Origin of the sequence: Allobosea sp. Tri-44 (assembly GCF_004123845.1) — a bacterium.
GTDB lineage: Bacteria > Pseudomonadota > Alphaproteobacteria > Rhizobiales > Beijerinckiaceae > Allobosea.
In genome coordinates this window covers 490,859-506,461 of sequence record NZ_NBDP01000007.1, presented here as the reverse complement: position 1 = coordinate 506,461, position 15,603 = coordinate 490,859, and the positions used below count along the sequence as shown (strand labels likewise).

Sequence of the window (15,603 nt, the reverse complement as noted above, 5' to 3'; positions counted from 1 at the left end):
GGCGGCGCGCTTGGCGGCCTGGCTTGCTCACGGCTGCTCCGCCGCGCCGCGGCGCCAGGCGGCTGGCGTTTCGCCGACCATGCGGCGGAAGACGCGGGTGAAATGCGCCTGGTCGGAGAAGCCGGCATCCGCCGCGATCTCGGTCAAGGGCCGGTCGCCCGCCGCGAGCAGGCGCTGGCCACGCTCGATCCGCGCCTTGAGCTGCCATTGATGCGGCGGCAGACCGGTCGAGGCCTTGAAGGCGTGGCTGAAATGCGATTGCGACATGCCGACGAGCTCGGCGAGGTCCTGCAGCCGGATCGTGCCCGCCGCATGCTCGCCGATGTAATCGGTCACCGCCTTGAGCTGCCAGCTGCTTAGCGGCGTGCGCTGTCGTGGAGCGTTGGCGCGCACGCCGAAGAGATCGATCAGGACTGCGAGGATCAGGCTGTCGCCATAGAGGTCGTGCCGCGCATCCGGTTCTGTGCACTCGCCGGCGATCAATCGCGCCAATGTCAGGATGCGAGGGTTCGAGAAGGCGATTCGCGGCTGCGCCAGCAGCTCGGGTGACAAGGCTTCCCCGAGCCGCTCGCTGACGGTGGCGGCGTCGAAATGCAGGTCGAGATGGCGGATGCGCATGCGCTGCTGCGTCCGTCCCCAGACTGGCAGGCCCGCCGGCATGAAGCTGATGGCGTTGGCGCGGGCCCGGCTGGAGATTCCGGGCTCATGCGGATTGAGCCGTGTCTCGAAATTGCCGCCGACCTTGTCGAGCACCACGAACAGCCGTGGATGCTCGGAGACGTATTCGCCACTGGCGCCGGCTTGGCATTCGGCCTGCCAGAGATCGGCGACGACGCCATTCCAGACCCGGTATTTCAGCGAGCCGATGACGCTGATGCCTTCGCGGACCGAACGCATGCGCGGCTGGAAACCCATCTTTAGCCTCCGCAGTGCCGGATGATCGTGCTTCGGCGCGTGTTCAAAATGCAACGTGATCAGCGCAATTGTAGACGCGCGCCCAAGAACGTTCAATGCATGGCAGGAACGATCAATCCCGTATCGCGCGATACTGATATTGCCCAACGGAAAGCTGAGCGCCGCTTTTGAACAGTTCTAAATTTGATCAATTCTGAAGTAGTGGCAATTGTTGGGGCTGAGATTGAGAATGTGCTACTCCCGAATGATGAAGACTAAGATTCTTCTTGGCTCGACTGCATCCATCGCTCTGCTTTGTGCCGGGGCGGCATGGGCTCAGGGGCAACCTGCTCAGACAGTCCAGCTCGACACGATCACGGTTGAGGGCGAGGGCAGTGCCACCGGGCCGGTGAACGGCTATGTCGCGACGCGCTCGACCGCCGGCTCGAAAGCGAACACACCGATCACCGCGATCCCGCAATCGGTCTCGGTGCTCGGCCGCGACGAGATCGACGATCGGAAGGCTCTCAAGGTCGACGAGGCGTTGCGTTACACCGCCGGTGTCGCCGCCCAGGCCTTCGGTCCCGATCCCGACACCGACTGGATCTTCATCCGCGGCTTCCAGGCGACGCAGACCGGCGTCTTCATGGACGGGCAGCAGCTCTATGGCTACGGCTTCGGCGGCTTCCAGATCAGCCCGTTCCTGCTCGAACGCGTCGAGGTGCTGAAAGGCCCGGCCTCGGTGCTCTATGGCGGCTCCACACCCGGCGGCATCGTCAATCTCGTCAGCAAGCGCCCTACGGCCAGGAATTTCGGTTATGTCGAGGCCGGCATCAACAATTTCGGCAACGCCTATCTCGGCATCGACGTCGGCCTCAGCGACAAGCAGGGGGTCTGGAGCACGCGCCTGACCGGCAAGCTCTCCGGCGGCGACCAGTATACCGATGTCGCCAAGGATTTCCGCGGCACGATCATGCCGCAGATCACCTATCAGCCGACCGGCGCCACCCGCATCACCGCCTATGGCGTCTATTCGGCGCTCGACCAGATCCATGTCGGCGGCGGCTTCCTGCCCTATGTCGGCACGGTGGTGAACGCGCCCTTCGGCAAGATCCGGCGCAAGGCCTTCCTCGGCGAGCCAGCGATCGACGATCAGCAGCGCACCGAGACGCTGCTCGGCTATGAGTTCCAGCACCAGTTCGCCAATAACTGGAACTTCACCCAGAACCTGCGCTACGGCGTGATGACGGGCTCGCAGCTCGGCCCTTACGGCTTCGGCTATGCCGGCCCTGATGCGCCCTTCGGCGATCGTCTGCAGCCGCTCGGGCCCGACTACCAGCTCTACCGCATCGGTTTCCAGGAGCGGACGCGGGTCAACACCTTCACCGTCGACAACCGCATCGACGGCAAGGTCGTCACCGGGCCGCTCGAGCACTCGCTGCTCTTCGGCATCGACTATAAGTACTTCAACATCGACCACACCCAGGCTTCGGGCGGCGCGAACACGATCAGCGTCACCAATCCCGCCTATGGGGCACAACAGGGCCCCACCGGCGTCTACCTCAACCAGAACCTGAAGCACCATCAGATCGGCTTCTACGCCCAGGACCAGATCCGCTTCGGCGGCGGCTTCCTGCTGACGCTGAACGGCCGCTACGACTATGTCGACAAGAAGTCGGTCAGCCCCGCCGGCCTGCTGTTCTCGCCGACCTACGAGAAGAAGGAGGCCTCCTGGAGCGGCCGCGCCGGCCTCGGCTACGAGTTCGCCAACGGGCTCACCCCCTATGTCAGCGCCGCGACCTTCTTTACCCCGGTCTTCGACGCCGTGCCCAATCTGCTCGGCGGTCCCGGCCAGCCCTTCCGTCCGGAAGAAGGCCGGCAGTTCGAGGCCGGCGTGAAGTACAAGCCGACCTTCATGGACGCGCTGTTCACCGCCTCGGTCTTCCAGATCACCAAGCAGAACGTGCTGAATCCGGCGCCGACCACGCTCAACCCGTTCGCCCAGCAGCAGCTCGGCGAGGTCACCTCGCGCGGCGTCGAGTTCGAGGCCAAGGCCAATATCACCAAGGACCTGAAGGTGCTCGCCTCCTTCACCGCCTTCGACCTGAAGACGACCAAGGACACGCGCCCGCTGCTGGTCGGCAGGACGCCGGTCGTCGTGCCCGAGGTCACCGCCTCGGCTTGGCTCGACTACACCGTGCCCGAAGGCTTCTTGAAAGGCGTCGGGCTCGGTGCCGGCGTGCGCTATGTCGGCAGCTCCTATGCCAATCCCGAGAACACGCTGAAGGTGCCGTCGGCGACCTTGGTCGATGCCGCGATCCGCTACCAGATCGGCAATTGGGGTATGGCGCTCAACGTCACCAACCTGTTCGACAAGGCCTATGTGAAGAGCTGCAACGGCCAGTCCGGTTGCGGTTATGGCGATGCCCGCACCGTCACCGTCTCGGCCAATTATCGCTGGTAGAGGCATCGCACCCGGTACGAAGGCTGCAGCGCCTGCTGCGGCCTTCGCCTGTGATAGACCGTTGATATGACCGACCCGATGGCGTTCCCGACCCGACGCTCCACGCTTGCCATCCTGGCGGCGGCAGCCCTGTCGCGACCGGCGCAGGCGGCGGGTCTTCGCATCGCGACCGTCGACTGGTCGGTACTGGAGACCCTGCTCGCGCTCGGCATAGCCCCCGTCGGCGCCCCGGAGCTCCTGCAGTTCCGCGAGGTCGCAGTCGAGCCGCAGGTGCCGGGAACGGTCACCGATCTCGGCCTGCGCGGCACGGTCAATTTCGAGCTGTTGCTGCTTTCCCGGCCGGAGCTGATCTATTCGTCGAGCTTCTATGCCAGCTCGGAGCCGCGGCTGCTGCGGATCGCGCCGGTGGAACGTTTCTCGATCTATGCGCCGGGCCGGCCACCCTTCGAGCCGGCGGCAGTGATGATGCGCAATATCGGCGAGCGTCTCGGCATTGTTGGCGTCGCCGAGCGCTATCTCGCCGAGACCGAAGCCGAGTTCGCTCTCCTGCGCGAACGCCTGAAGCCGTATGCGGCGCGCCCGGTGATCCCCGTCAACCTCGGCGATGCCAGGCATTTCCGCGTCTTCGGCGCCGACAGCATGTTCGGCGAGGTGCTGAAGCGGCTCGGCCTCGCCAATGCTTGGACCGACGATACCAGCTATTCCGCCATGGCGCCGATCGGCCTCGAGGCGCTGGTGCGTGTGCCGGACGCCTGGATCGCCTTGATCCCGCCGGTCCCGCCCGGAGCATTGGAGGTGCTCGCGAGGAGCGCCTTCTGGAATGCCTTGCCCAATCTGCGCGAGGGCCGATTGCTACGGCTCGCCTCGATCAATCCCTATGGCGGCCTGCCGGCAGCGCGGCGGTTCGCCCGGCTCCTGACCAAAGCACTGCTGGCGGCGGAGGCGAGCCGTGGCTGACGCTGCCCTGCCGCTGCGACGGCTGCCGCATCGCGATCTCGGCCTCTGGTTCCTCGCCGCACTGGTGGCTGCAGTGCTCTTTGCCGCTGTGGTAGCGACACGCCCGCCGCTGCCGACTTCGGGCGAGCTCGCCCGGTCGCTTCAAGCCATCCTCCTTTGGCACAGCCTGGTGCCACGCAGCGTCACCGCCCTGATCTGCGGCGCGGCGCTCGGCCTCGCTGGCGTCTTGCTGCAGCGCGTCCTGCGTAACCCCGTCGCGGACGCCTCGACGCTTGGTGTCGTCTCCGGCGCGCAGCTCGCTTTGACCGCCGCGACCGCCTACGCCCCGATCCTGATCGCCTTTTCGCGCGAAGGTGTCGCGCTGGCGGGTGCCGTTGCTGCAGTCACGCTGGTGCTCAGCCTCAGCTGGCGGCGCGGGCTCGATCCGATGACGGTGATCCTTTCCGGCATGGTCGTCTCGCTGATCGCGGCAGCGCTCAGCGCGACCGTCATCCTCGCCAAGGGCGATTACGTGCTCTCGCTTTTCATCTGGGGCGCCGGCTCGCTCAATCAGCAGAGCTGGGATGCCGCGCTGTCGCTCGGTCCGCGCCTGCTGCTGGGCGGCATTGCCGCAGCACTGCTGCTGCGCCCGCTCGACCTGCTCAGTCTCGGCGACGATGTCGCCCGGGGTCTTGGCCTTGCTCTGCACGCCGTACGCTTCGCCGTCCTCGGCGTCGCGGTCTGGCTCGCGGCCAGCGTCACCGCCGAGGTCGGCATCATCGGCTTCGTCGGCCTCGCCGCGCCGACACTGGCACGCGAATTCGGCGCGCGCACGCAACGCCAGCTGCTGCTGGCGGCGCCGGCGCTGGGCGCGCTCCTGCTCTCGATCACCGACAGTGCGGTGCAGTTGCTGGGTTCCGGTTTCAACGACTTTGCTCCGACCGGCGCCGCCACCGCTTTGTTCGGCGGGCCGCTGCTGCTCTGGCTGATGCGCCGCGTGCCTCCCGCCTCGCCGGCGCAGATCGTCGATGCGATGGCCCTGACGCGCCGCATCGCATGGCCATTACCGGCGCTCGCCATCCTCGCGGCGGCGATAGCGATCGTCGCCATGCTCGGCCTTGTCTTTGGACGCGGGCCGCAGGGCTGGGGGCTGGCGACCGGTGCGCTCTTCATCGACCTGCTGCCCTTCCGCGGGCCGCGCCTCGTTGCCGCCGGCGCGGCCGGCGCCTTGCTGGGCGCCGCCGGCTGCCTGATGCAGCGCCTCACCGCCAATCCACTGGCCGGGCCGGAAGTGCTCGGCGTCAGCGCTGGTGGCGGGGTCGGGCTGACACTCGCGCTTGCGTTGCTGCCGTTCAGCCCGTTCTCCATGCTCGCCGGCATCGCCGGCGGCTCGCTCACCGTGCTCCTCGTCATGCTGGTGCTGGCGGGCCGTCCCGGCATCGGCTCGCAACGCCTGCTGCTGGCCGGCATCGCCATGGGTGCGCTCTGCATGGCGCTGGTCTCGACCGCGCTCGCGAAAGGCGACCTTCGCGCTTATGTGCTGCTGACCTGGCTGTCAGGCTCGACCAATCGCGCCGGCGAGATCGAGGTCTGGATTGGCCTGATCGGCTGTCTCGTCCTGATCGCGCCGCTCTTCCTCGCGGTACGCTGGCTCGATCTGATGCCGCTCGGCGAGGCGACCAGCCGCGGCCTCGGCCTTGGTGTCGAACGCAGCCGCCTCATTCTCGCCGCCGTTGCGGCCCTGGCGACGGCGGTCGCGTCGTTGCTGACCGGGCCGCTCAGCCTGGTCGGGCTGATCGCGCCGCACTTGGCGCGTCTCGCGGGCTTTGCGCGCGGCCGCGACCAACTTGCCGCCTCGGCTCTGATCGGTTGCGGCGTGATGATCCTCGCCGACTGGCTCGCGCGGCTGGTCGCTTTCCCTTATCAGGTGCCGACCGGGCTGTTTGCGGCGCTGATCGGCGGGCCCTATCTGATCTGGCTCTTGAACCGCACAGGGAACCGGCATGGCTGACGAGACCGAGCCGCTTTTCGCGCTTGAGGGCGTCGGCTTCTCGGTCGGCGACCGCGTTCTGCTCGAGCCGCTGACGCTCGATCTCGATGCAGGCAAGGTGATCGGCATCCTCGGCCATAACGGCTCGGGCAAGTCGACGTTGCTGAAGCTGTTGGCGCGCCAGCAGCGGCCATCGCGCGGGACCTTGCGCTTCGCCGGCCGCCCGATCGAGAGCTGGGACAATCGCGCCTTCGCCCGCAAGCTCGCCTACCTGCCGCAGCAGACGCCGCCTGCGGCCGGGATGCTGGTGAAGGAGTTGGTCGCGCTCGGCCGCTATCCCTGGCACGGCGCACTTGGCCGCTTCGGGCAGCGCGACCGCGACAAGGTCGCGCAGGCAATGGCGCTGACCGATATCGAGCCCTTCGCCGATCGCCTGGCCGACAGCCTCTCGGGCGGCGAGCGTCAGCGCGCCTGGCTGGCGATGCTCGTCGCGCAGGATGCGCAATGCCTCCTGCTCGACGAGCCGATCGCGGCACTCGATCTCTCCCATCAGGTCGAGGTGCTGACGCTGGTGCGGCAGTTCTCGCATCAGGCGGGTCTCGGCATCGTTGTCGTGCTGCACGACGTCAACATGGCCGCCCGCTTCTGTGACGAGATCGTCGCGCTCCACTCCGGCCGGCTGGTGGCGCGGGGCACGCCCGAGGAGATCGTACGGCCCGATATCCTGCGTGCGATCTATGGCATCGAGGTCGGCGTGATGCCCCATCCAGACGGCGGCCGGCCGCTCGCTTTCGTGTGACCCTGGGCTCAGGCCCTTCTGCCCGCCGAGCCGCAGCGCGCGCTCACTCGAAGAAGCAGCTCACGGTGCCGAGCGGGCCGTAATCGGCCGTGATCGTGTCGCCATGGCGGGCTTCGACGGGGCGGATGAAGGATCCCGCCAGCACGATCTGCCCCGCCTTGATCTGACCGCCATAGCTCGCGAGCCGGTTCGCCAGCCAGGCGATGCCGCGCGCCGGATGGTTGAGCACGCCGGCTCCGAGGCCGGTCTCCTCGACCTGGCCGTTGCGCGAGACGATGGCGCCGACCCAGCGCAGATCGACCTGATCGGGGCGCTTCGCGCGCCCACCGGTGACGATGCCGGCATTGGCGGCATTGTCCGAGATCGTATCGACGATGGTGCGGGCCTTCTTCGTCTGCGGGTCGACGCGCAGGATCCGCGTGTCGAGAATCTCGAGCGCCGGAACGACGTAGTCCGTCGCGTTCAGGACATCGAAGACCGTGACATCCGGCCCGTTCAGGTCAGCCTTCATGACGAAGGCGATCTCGGCCTCGATGCGCGGCTGGATGAAGCGGTCCTTGGGGACGTTGCTGCCGTCGTCGAAGCGCATATCGTCGAAGAGCACGCCGGAATCGGGCGTGTCGATTTCGAGCGCGTACTGCATTGCCTTCGAGGTCAGGCCGATCTTCCAGCCGATGATCGTGCGGCCGGCAGCGCGCTTGCGCTCGACCCAGGCGGCCTGGACCGCATAGGCGTCATCCATCGTCATCTGCGGAAAGCGCAGCGACATCAGGCCGGTCTGCTGGCGTGTCCTCTCGGCCTCGTCGAGGCTGAGGGCGGCAGCGGAGATCTCGTCGGCGGACAGCATCGCTCAGGCCTCGTCGGAGATGGTGTTTCGGAGCAGGCCGATGCCCTCTGCCTCGACCTCGACGACATCGCCGGGCTTCAGCCAGATCGGCGGGTCGAAGCGGGCGCCTGCGCCGGTCGGTGTGCCGGTGATCAGAATGTCGCCCGGGACGAGCGTGGTGAAGGTCGAGATGTAGCTGATGATCTTCCTGAACGAGAAGATCATGCGGCTGGTCCGGTCGCTTTGGCGCAATTCGCCATTGACCTTGGTGGTCAAGGCGATGTCGGCGATCTGCGCCTCGTCGGTGAAGGGCACCAACCAGGGACCGATCGAGCCGGAGCGATCGAAGTTCTTGCCCTGGGTGACGTTGAACTTGGCGTGGCGCACCCAGTCGCGGAGTGTTCCTTCGTTCGACAGCGTCAGCGCCGCGATGTGACCGAGTGCGTCGCGCTCGGCGATGCGGCGTCCCGCCTTGCCGATCACGATCGCGATCTCGCCCTCATAGTCGAGCTGCTCGCTCTCCGGCGGCCTGATCAGCGGCTGCTCATGGGCTGTGAACGAGCGCAGGAACCGCGGAAACAGCGACGGATTCGGAGGCGCTTCCTGCCCATCCTTGTACTCGGCGTTGCGGTCGGGAAAGTTCACCCCGACGCAGATGATCTTCTCGGGCGCGAGGGTCGGAATCTCGTAGCGAAGGCCTTCGAGCGGCAGATCTGGAGCCAGCGCCGCGCCCTTCTCCGCCAGGATGTCAAAAGCCTGGTCGACGACGACGTGCTGCAGCGTCGGCCATTGCGTCCGATACCGGGCAGACAGGTCGACGACGCCGTTCGCAACGATCAGGCCATAGCGCGCTTCAGTGCCGTGACGGAAACTGACGAACTTCGGGATCAAGGATCGCGTCCTCATGGTTGGCGAGGCGATGAGCCGCTGAATTCACGCATGGCGCCCGCTCTCAGGGCTTCTGGATCGAAGCCCACGAGCGCTGCGCCATATCAATTAATTATCATGTTAATCAGTTTTGGTGGCGCGCTGTCAATCGGCGGGCTCAAAGCCTTGGCAACTCGGCCTTGATGTGCTCGCCCAAGGCTTTCGAAGCCGCCGATGGTCGCTGATCGGCGAACTCCACTGCGATGCCGATCGAGGGCAGCGGCGGTAGCCCAATCTGTACGACATGGAGATCGGCCGGCACGGCCGTCTCGGTCAGGACGCTGATGGCATGTCCGGAGCGGGCGATTGCGATCAGCCCGGCAAGGCTGTTGCTGGCACAGGCGATCCGGTAGCGCCGGCCGACCGCTTCCATCGCGTCGCAGGCAGCCCGGTGATCGAGTGTCATCGGCGCGGACAATGCCAAAGGCAGGCTGGTGCTGTGGAGTATCGCGGGCTGCGCCTCGTTGGCGACCCAGACGAAGCGTTCCTGCCGAATGACCTCCTTGCTGCTGGCGTCGGCGAGCGAGACGAGCGCCATCTCGATCTGGCGGCGATGCAGCAGCGGTCGCAGCTCCGATGTCGGCGCGCAAACCATGCGCAGTTCGACATCCGGGTGCAGAGCGCAGAAGCCGCGCAGCAGGTCCGGCAGGAAGGCGATCGAATAATCCTCGGGGCAGCCCAGGTTCAACGCGCCCTTGAGACCCGTCCCGCGCATCTCGGCGAGAACTTCATCATGGACGGCAAGCAGGGCTTCGGCCTGCTCCAGGAATTTGTGGCCCGCCGTGGTCAGGTGCACGCCGGAGCCGCTTCGATGCAGCAGCGAATGGCCGACCAGCTCTTCGAGGCGCTGCATCTGCATGCTCAGCGCCGACTGCGTGCGCCCGATCTGGAGCGAGGCGAGGCTGATCGAGCCGGTGCGCGCTATGACGGCGAAGTTCCTGAGCAATACGAGGTCGAGCATCGGTGCGCCATCAAATCAATCGATACCGGATTGAAGAAGTATCAATTTGCCTGCTGTGGCAAGGGCAGTTAGCGCTCTGGAACGATGCTTGCTGGCAGGCTCGCCGAAAAGGGGAATGTGATGTCGCTCAATGCCGATCCCGCCTTCTGGGCCGTCGCCGACAAGCATCTGACGCGCTATGGGCCCAGCTTCGAGTCGATCATCGTCGAACGGGCCGAGGGCTCCTTCGTCTACGATGCGGATGGTCGCGGCATTCTTGACTTCACCTCCGGCCAGATGAGCGCTGTGCTCGGCCATACCCATCCCGACATCGTCTCGACGGTCAACCGGCAGATGGCCTCGGTGGCGCATCTGTTCAGTGGCATGCTCTCGCGCCCGGTCGCGGCTTTGGCCGAACGGCTGGCTGCGCTCGCGCCCGGGCTCGACCGCGTGCAGTTGCTGACCACGGGAGCCGAGTCGAACGAGGCCGCCATCCGCATGGCGAAGCTGGTGACCGGCGGCCACGAGGTCGTCGCCTTCGCCCAGAGCTGGCATGGCATGACCGGTGCGGCGGCCTCGGCGACTTACAGCGCCGGCCGACGCGGCTATGGGCCTGCCGCGGCGGGGTCCTTCGTCATCCCTGCACCGAATTCCTACCGCCCGCGCTTCAAGCACCCTGACGGCAGCAATGACTGGCAGGCCGAGCTCGACGATGCATTCGAGCTGATCGACCGGCAGTCAACGGGGAACCTCGCCGCCTTCATCGCCGAGCCGATCCTGTCGAGCGGCGGCATTCTCGAGCTGCCGCCCGGCTACCTCGCTGCGCTGAAGCGCAAATGCGAGGAGCGCGGCATGCTGCTTGTTCTCGACGAGGCGCAGACCGGTGTCGGTCGGACCGGGCACATGTTCGCCTTCCAGCGTGACGGCGTGACGCCGGACATCCTGACGCTGTCCAAGACCCTCGGCTCCGGCCTGCCGCTCGCGGCGGTGATGACGACGGAGGCGATCGAGCAGAAGGCTTTCGAGCGCGGCTTCCTGTTCTATACCACGCATGTCTCGGACCCGCTGACGGCGGCGGTCGGCGTCACGGTTCTCGATGTGGTCGAGCGCGACGGCCTCGTTGCCCAGGCGCGCGAGCGCGGCGAGCGGCTGAAGCAGGGGCTGCTCGCCCTCCAGCAGAAATACGAATGCGTCGGTGACGTACGCGGGCGAGGGCTGCTGCTCGGGCTCGAGGTCGTGAGCGACCGGCAGACCAAGGCGCCGGGCTTCGAGCTCGGGGCGCGGATCATGGAAGAAGCCATGCACCGCGGCCTGAGCATGAACATCGTCAAACTTCCCGGCATGGGCGGCGTCTTCCGCATCGCGCCGCCGCTGACGGTTTCGGACGCCGAGATCGACCACGGCCTCGCAATCATGTCGGACGCGATCGAGACCGCCGCCAGAGCACAATGAGCCTGGCGGGCCGAGGCCAGAGCAGACATCCCGGATCACCAGCGCAAAAGTCGGGGAAGTGCCAGGGTGCTTATGCCAGCAACCAGCGCAACGGCGAGCGTATACCAGATCGCCAGGAACGGAATCGTGTCGTCGGGGCAGTGCAGGGCGTAGGCAACCGCAGCCAGTCCGCCGGACGCAAGCCCGGCGGAGGCGCCGGTCAAGCGCCCGTCGATTGGCGCGCCGCGGCGGGCCAACAGCAAGAGGACGGCTAGTGGCAGCAGCGCATAGAGCGGCACGTTGAAGAGGCAACTACGCCAATAGCGGCCGAAAATCAGTGTGTTCCATTGCTCGGCTGGCGCCTGCGCCAATGTGAGCAGGGCAAAGCCCGCGATGAGCGCGACCGGAATCGCGGCCAGAGGCAATAAGCGCCGCGGCTGTAGCCCGGGCCGCAAGCTCTGCTGGAACAGGATGAGGGAGATCATGGCGATGCTGCCGCCGAAGAGCAGCTTGGCGATGACCGGCATCGTCATGATCGCAGCCGCCAGATCCGGACGTACGCCGAGCGTGTTGACGAGCACCATCGCGGTGACGCTGAGCGCCACCGCCGCCGCGAGCCAGGTCGCGTGGCGCAGCCGGCCGGTGTCCACCGGCTGGTGGCTTGCGGCCATGAGGGAGATCAACTCGTCGGTCTTCATGTCCAATTCCGCCCAGGGGCTGGCTCAAGGGAATTCGCCACAAGCCGGCGAAAGGTTACGCTGCAGCGTGTCTTCGAGTCGGTCATGGCGAGCGCCCGCGCCGCGACAGGAACTTGGCCATCGCCTGAAGGCCGCGATGGATCGCGACCTTGGCGGCCGTCTCGGTCATGCCCTCGACGCCCGCGGCCTCGGCGATGCTTGCGCCCTGGAGCTTGACCTGCTCGACCAGGCGGCGCGTTCGAACCGGCAGCGCCTGCATGGCGCGCTCGAGATCGAGCCTTGCATCGGCAGCACCGCTTTCCGGCGCTGCGAGCTGATAGACCTCGTCATCGAGCGGCAGATTCCCGGCGTGGCGGCCGGTCCGGCGCAGATGGTCGATAAGCTTGTAGCGCGCGATCGCATGGGCCCAGGCCGTCACCGGGCTCGACGGCTCATAGGTATGGCGGGAGAGATGCAGCGCCAGCAGCGTCTCCTGCAGCACGTCCTCGGCCTCGCTCGGCTCGCTGCGGCCGGTGCGCGCCAGCAGCCGGCGCAGATAGCCGCGCAGACGGGCACTGATCGCATCGAGGAAGACCTTGTAGGCCGCGGCATCGCCGGCGAGCGCGGCGAGGAAGATGGGCCGAAGCTCGGTTTCGAGGTCGTCCAGCGACAAGGCTTGCTTTTCCAGAATGGCGCGAACTCGCCAATGCGTGCCATGGCGCGGGCCGGCTCACAAGCCGGCGCTGCCTTTCGGCGCTTTGGCCGGGCCCGTATCCAAAGAGCCTGTAACCAAAACCCTTCCGATTGCGATCTCGTCTGCAAGCCGCCGCAGCGGCGGGCGGAGAGAGTGTATGCGGCAGGACCTCGAGCGCAGCGAGACAACGGCAAGCGATAGCCCACAGCCGATGGTGACGGGCGCGGATTTGCTGGCGGCGCGGCTGCGGGCCGCCGGTGCGACCCACGCCTTCGGCATTCCCGGCGGCGAAGTGCTGGCCCTCGTCGATGCGCTGGAGCGGGCCGGCATCCGCTTCGAGCTCGCCAAGCACGAGAACGCCGCCGGCTTCATGGCCGAGGGGCTCTGGCATGCGACCGGCGCGCTGCCCGTCCTGGTCGCGACGTTGGGACCGGGCGTCGCCAATGCGGTCAACGTCGTCGCCAACGCCCGGCAGGACCGCGTGCCGCTGATCTTCGTCACCGGCTGCGTCGATCAGGCCCTGGCCGAGAGTTTTACACACCAGGTCTTCGACCATCAGGCCGTGCTGCGCCCTCTGGTCAAGGCGAGCTTCCGCGCCGCATCCGGCACCGAGGATCTGGTCGCCGAAAAGGCCGTCGCGCTCGCCCGGCGCGGTCGCCCTGGTCCGGTGCATATCGACCTGCCGATCTCGGTCGCCGAAGCGCGCACGTCCTGGCGAGCCCCGCCGGTGACACCGGTTATGCAGCCTGCTGTCCCCGCCGATCTGAGCTTCGCCCGGGGTTTGCTCGTACAGGCGCAGAGGCCGCTGGTCATCGCTGGGCTCGACCTCGTCAACCAGGGTGGCGCCGCCGCACTCGATCGCTGTCTCCAGCAGATCGGCGCGCCCCTGCTGACGACCTACAAGGCCAAAGGGCTCGTGCCGGAGGATGACGCGCGCGTCATCGGCGGCGTCGGATTGTCGCCGAAAGCCGATGCGATCGTCCGGCCGCTGATCGACGCCGCCGACCTGATCGTGCTCGCCGGCTACGACCCGATCGAGATGCGGCAGGGCTGGCGCAATCCCTGGCCGGCCGGGACATGCGTCATTGATATTGTCGCCGAGGACATGCCGCACGGCATGCATGCGGCGACGCTGCGGCTCGAAGGCGATGTTGGCACGATCCTGGATGCGTTGACCGATGATCACGCCGCCAAGGTAACATGGCCGGAGGGCGAGCCGGCGGAACTCCGCTGGCGCTTTCGTGCCGCCTTCGCCGCGCCGTCCGCGTGGGGGCCGCATGCCGTCTTCGAGACCCTGCGCGAAGCCGCTCCGGCTGGAACGGTCGCAACCGCCGATTCCGGCGCGCACCGCATCCTGCTCAGCCAGATCTGGCGCTGCGACGGGCCGCGCCAGCTGCTGCAATCGACCGGGCTGTGCACCATGGGCTGTGCGCTGCCGCTTGCGACTGGAGCCGCTCTGGGTTCGGGCAAGCCGGTGCTCTGCTTCGTCGGCGATGCCGGGCTCGAAATGGTGCTCGGCGAACTCGCCACGCTGCGCGACCTGAAGCTCCCGGTCGTGATCATCGTCCTGGTCGATGAAAGCCTCGGGCTGATCGCGCTGAAGCAGCGCCAGCTCGGCCTGAAGCGTGCCGGAGTCGATTTCGGCGCGACCGATTTCGCTGCGGTCGCTCGGGCGATGGGGGGGCATGGCGTCACGGTCAGTGATCGCGAAGGCTTGCGGCGCGAGGCGCAGGCCGCCTTCCGGCGCGAAGGCTTCACCGTGCTCGCCTGCCGAATCGATGCCGCCGATTACGAGGGGGCGTTCTGATGAGTGTGGCTCACCGGACGTCCGAGAAGCGGCCTCGCGACGAACGGCTCGATGTCTTCCGCGGGCTGACCATGCTGATCATCTTTGTCGCGCATCTGCCGCAGAACAGCTGGAACGCCTTCATCCCGGCCCGTTTCGGCTTCTCCTCCGGGGCGGAGCTCTTCGTCTTCTGTTCGGGTTTCGCCAGCGCGCTCGCCTTCGGCAGCGTCTTCATCCGCCGCGGCCTGCTGCTCGGGAGCGCGCGCATCGCCTACCGGATCTGGCAGGTCTACTGGGCCCAGCTCGGCCTCGTGCTGGCCGTTATCGCGCTCGCTGGCCTGCTCGACCATGCCTTCGGGATGGCCGAGCTCCCCAAGCAGTTCGGGCCGCTCATCGCCGATCCCGCCGGGGCGATCGTCGGTCTCGTCACCCTGACCTGGCAGCCGGACTATCTCGACATCCTGCCGATGTATCTCGTCATCCTGGCGCTGGTGCCGGTTATGATGGCGCTGCGCCGCCTGCACCCGGCGCTGCCCTTCGCGCTCTCCGGATTGCTCTATGCGCTGACTTGGACCAGCGATCTCAACCTGACCGGCAATCCCTGGAACGGCGCCGGCTGGTTCCTCAATCCCTTTGCCTGGCAGCTCATCTTCTTCATCGGCTTCTTCTTGGGCATGGGCTGGCTGCCGGCGCCGCGCCTTTGCGACCCACGGCTGACGCTGGCCTGCGCAGCGATCCTGGTGCTCTCCGTGCCGCTGTCCTTCTGGGGCATCCTGGAGCACTGGCCAGCGGCGCAGGCGCTGCGCGATCTCGTCCTGCCCGCGAGCGAGAAGAGCAATCTGCATCTCCTGCGTCCGCTGCACTTCCTCGCTTTGGCCTATCTCGTGCTCAGCCTGATCGAGCCGGTGCGCGACCGGCTGGACAAGGGCCCGGGTCATCTCCTCGTCCTGATCGGCCGGCAATCGCTCGCCGCCTTCCTCGCCAGCGTCATCCTCGCCCGGCTCGCCAGCAGCATCGCCGAGCTGGCTGGACACAGCGAACCGGTGGTCGCGGCGCTCAACCTCGCCGGCTTTGCCCTGATCCTCGCCACGGCGGTGGTGGTCGGCTGGTTCAAGCGCGCGCCCTGGGCCGGGCCGGCACCGAAGCCCGAAGCCAAGCCGCTGTCAGAGCCGGCCAGCGCCGGTCCGCCAATGCCTACACGCGTCCGTGAAGCGAGTTGATCGCCGTTTGATCGCCCGC

General features: G+C 67.0%; 13 protein-coding genes. 7 read left to right on the top strand and 6 right to left on the bottom strand.

Annotation, left to right across the window (positions count from 1 at the left end; genetic code table 11):
• Nucleotides 1-27: 27 nt before the first annotated feature.
• Nucleotides 28-915: a helix-turn-helix domain-containing protein gene (locus B6S44_RS08900; RefSeq protein WP_129156513.1), complete on the bottom strand. Its 888-nt coding sequence runs from the start codon at nucleotides 913-915 to the stop codon at nucleotides 28-30.
• Between the two features lie 244 nt (nucleotides 916-1,159).
• Here B6S44_RS08900 and B6S44_RS08895 point away from each other — a divergent pair, with 244 nt between their 5' ends.
• The 4 genes from B6S44_RS08895 to B6S44_RS08880 all read left to right on the top strand — a co-directional run bounded on the left by B6S44_RS08895 (nucleotide 1,160) and on the right by B6S44_RS08880 (nucleotide 7,083).
• Nucleotides 1,160-3,358, top strand: coding sequence for a TonB-dependent siderophore receptor (locus B6S44_RS08895; RefSeq protein WP_129156512.1), 2,199 nt, complete (start codon nucleotides 1,160-1,162; stop codon nucleotides 3,356-3,358).
• A gap of 78 nt (nucleotides 3,359-3,436) precedes the next feature.
• Entirely contained in the window at nucleotides 3,437-4,315 is an 879-nt protein-coding gene (locus tag B6S44_RS08890) for an ABC transporter substrate-binding protein (protein ID WP_129156511.1), read from the top strand.
• A complete protein-coding gene (fhuB, locus tag B6S44_RS08885) occupies nucleotides 4,308-6,305 on the top strand; it encodes a Fe(3+)-hydroxamate ABC transporter permease FhuB (RefSeq protein WP_248309502.1) in 1,998 nt (665 codons plus the stop codon). The genes B6S44_RS08890 and fhuB overlap by 8 nt, the downstream gene beginning before the upstream one ends.
• Nucleotides 6,298-7,083, top strand: coding sequence for an ATP-binding cassette domain-containing protein (locus B6S44_RS08880; protein ID WP_129156510.1), 786 nt, complete (start codon nucleotides 6,298-6,300; stop codon nucleotides 7,081-7,083). The genes fhuB and B6S44_RS08880 overlap by 8 nt, the downstream gene beginning before the upstream one ends.
• 43 nt (nucleotides 7,084-7,126) lie before the next feature.
• On the opposite strand, the gene hpaH is transcribed toward B6S44_RS08880, so the two are convergent.
• The 3 genes from hpaH to B6S44_RS08865 form a co-directional block, all read right to left on the bottom strand.
• Nucleotides 7,127-7,930, bottom strand: a complete 804-nt coding sequence (hpaH, locus tag B6S44_RS08875) for a 2-oxo-hept-4-ene-1,7-dioate hydratase (RefSeq protein ID WP_129156509.1) — start codon at nucleotides 7,928-7,930, stop codon at nucleotides 7,127-7,129.
• Nucleotides 7,931-7,933: 3 nt separating this feature from the next.
• Nucleotides 7,934-8,797, bottom strand: a complete 864-nt coding sequence (locus tag B6S44_RS08870; RefSeq protein WP_248309515.1) for a fumarylacetoacetate hydrolase family protein — start codon at nucleotides 8,795-8,797, stop codon at nucleotides 7,934-7,936.
• A 157-nt stretch (nucleotides 8,798-8,954) separates the two neighbouring features.
• A complete protein-coding gene (locus B6S44_RS08865; protein ID WP_129156507.1) occupies nucleotides 8,955-9,797 on the bottom strand; it encodes a LysR substrate-binding domain-containing protein in 843 nt (280 codons plus the stop codon).
• 120 nt (nucleotides 9,798-9,917) lie between these two features.
• Here B6S44_RS08865 and B6S44_RS08860 point away from each other — a divergent pair, with 120 nt between their 5' ends.
• A complete protein-coding gene (locus B6S44_RS08860) occupies nucleotides 9,918-11,228 on the top strand; it encodes an aspartate aminotransferase family protein (RefSeq protein WP_129156506.1) in 1,311 nt (436 codons plus the stop codon).
• 35 nt (nucleotides 11,229-11,263) lie between these two features.
• Here the strand turns inward: B6S44_RS08860 and B6S44_RS08855 are convergent, their stop codons facing one another.
• A complete protein-coding gene (locus B6S44_RS08855; protein WP_129156505.1) occupies nucleotides 11,264-11,905 on the bottom strand; it encodes an NrsF family protein in 642 nt (213 codons plus the stop codon).
• Nucleotides 11,906-11,987: 82 nt separating this feature from the next.
• The gene (locus tag B6S44_RS08850) at nucleotides 11,988-12,557 is read right to left on the bottom strand and encodes a sigma-70 family RNA polymerase sigma factor (protein ID WP_206735102.1); all 570 of its coding nucleotides are present in this window, start codon (nucleotides 12,555-12,557) and stop codon (nucleotides 11,988-11,990) included.
• A gap of 178 nt (nucleotides 12,558-12,735) precedes the next feature.
• Between B6S44_RS08850 and B6S44_RS08845 the strand changes: the two genes are divergently transcribed.
• Nucleotides 12,736-14,385, top strand: a complete 1,650-nt coding sequence (locus B6S44_RS08845) for a thiamine pyrophosphate-binding protein (RefSeq protein ID WP_248309501.1) — start codon at nucleotides 12,736-12,738, stop codon at nucleotides 14,383-14,385.
• Complete coding sequence (locus B6S44_RS08840; protein WP_129156504.1) at nucleotides 14,385-15,584, top strand: OpgC family protein; 1,200 nt, start codon at nucleotides 14,385-14,387, stop codon at nucleotides 15,582-15,584. The genes B6S44_RS08845 and B6S44_RS08840 overlap by 1 nt, the downstream gene beginning before the upstream one ends.
• The last annotated feature ends 19 nt before the right edge of the window (nucleotides 15,585-15,603 follow it).

What these genes read in the sequence shown, in the direction of transcription:
- B6S44_RS08900 (WP_129156513.1), bottom strand. Translation starts at nt 915, where the DNA reads ATGGGTTTCCAGCCGCGCATGCGTTCGGTCCGCGAAGGCATCAGCGTC.
- B6S44_RS08895 (WP_129156512.1), top strand. Translation starts at nt 1,160, where the DNA reads ATGATGAAGACTAAGATTCTTCTTGGCTCGACTGCATCCATCGCTCTG.
- B6S44_RS08890 (WP_129156511.1), top strand. Translation starts at nt 3,437, where the DNA reads ATGGCGTTCCCGACCCGACGCTCCACGCTTGCCATCCTGGCGGCGGCA.
- B6S44_RS08880 (WP_129156510.1), top strand. Translation starts at nt 6,298, where the DNA reads ATGGCTGACGAGACCGAGCCGCTTTTCGCGCTTGAGGGCGTCGGCTTC.
- hpaH (WP_129156509.1), bottom strand. Translation starts at nt 7,930, where the DNA reads ATGCTGTCCGCCGACGAGATCTCCGCTGCCGCCCTCAGCCTCGACGAG.
- B6S44_RS08865 (WP_129156507.1), bottom strand. Translation starts at nt 9,797, where the DNA reads ATGCTCGACCTCGTATTGCTCAGGAACTTCGCCGTCATAGCGCGCACC.
- B6S44_RS08860 (WP_129156506.1), top strand. Translation starts at nt 9,918, where the DNA reads ATGTCGCTCAATGCCGATCCCGCCTTCTGGGCCGTCGCCGACAAGCAT.
- B6S44_RS08855 (WP_129156505.1), bottom strand. Translation starts at nt 11,905, where the DNA reads ATGAAGACCGACGAGTTGATCTCCCTCATGGCCGCAAGCCACCAGCCG.
- B6S44_RS08845 (WP_248309501.1), top strand. Translation starts at nt 12,736, where the DNA reads ATGCGGCAGGACCTCGAGCGCAGCGAGACAACGGCAAGCGATAGCCCA.
- B6S44_RS08840 (WP_129156504.1), top strand. Translation starts at nt 14,385, where the DNA reads ATGAGTGTGGCTCACCGGACGTCCGAGAAGCGGCCTCGCGACGAACGG.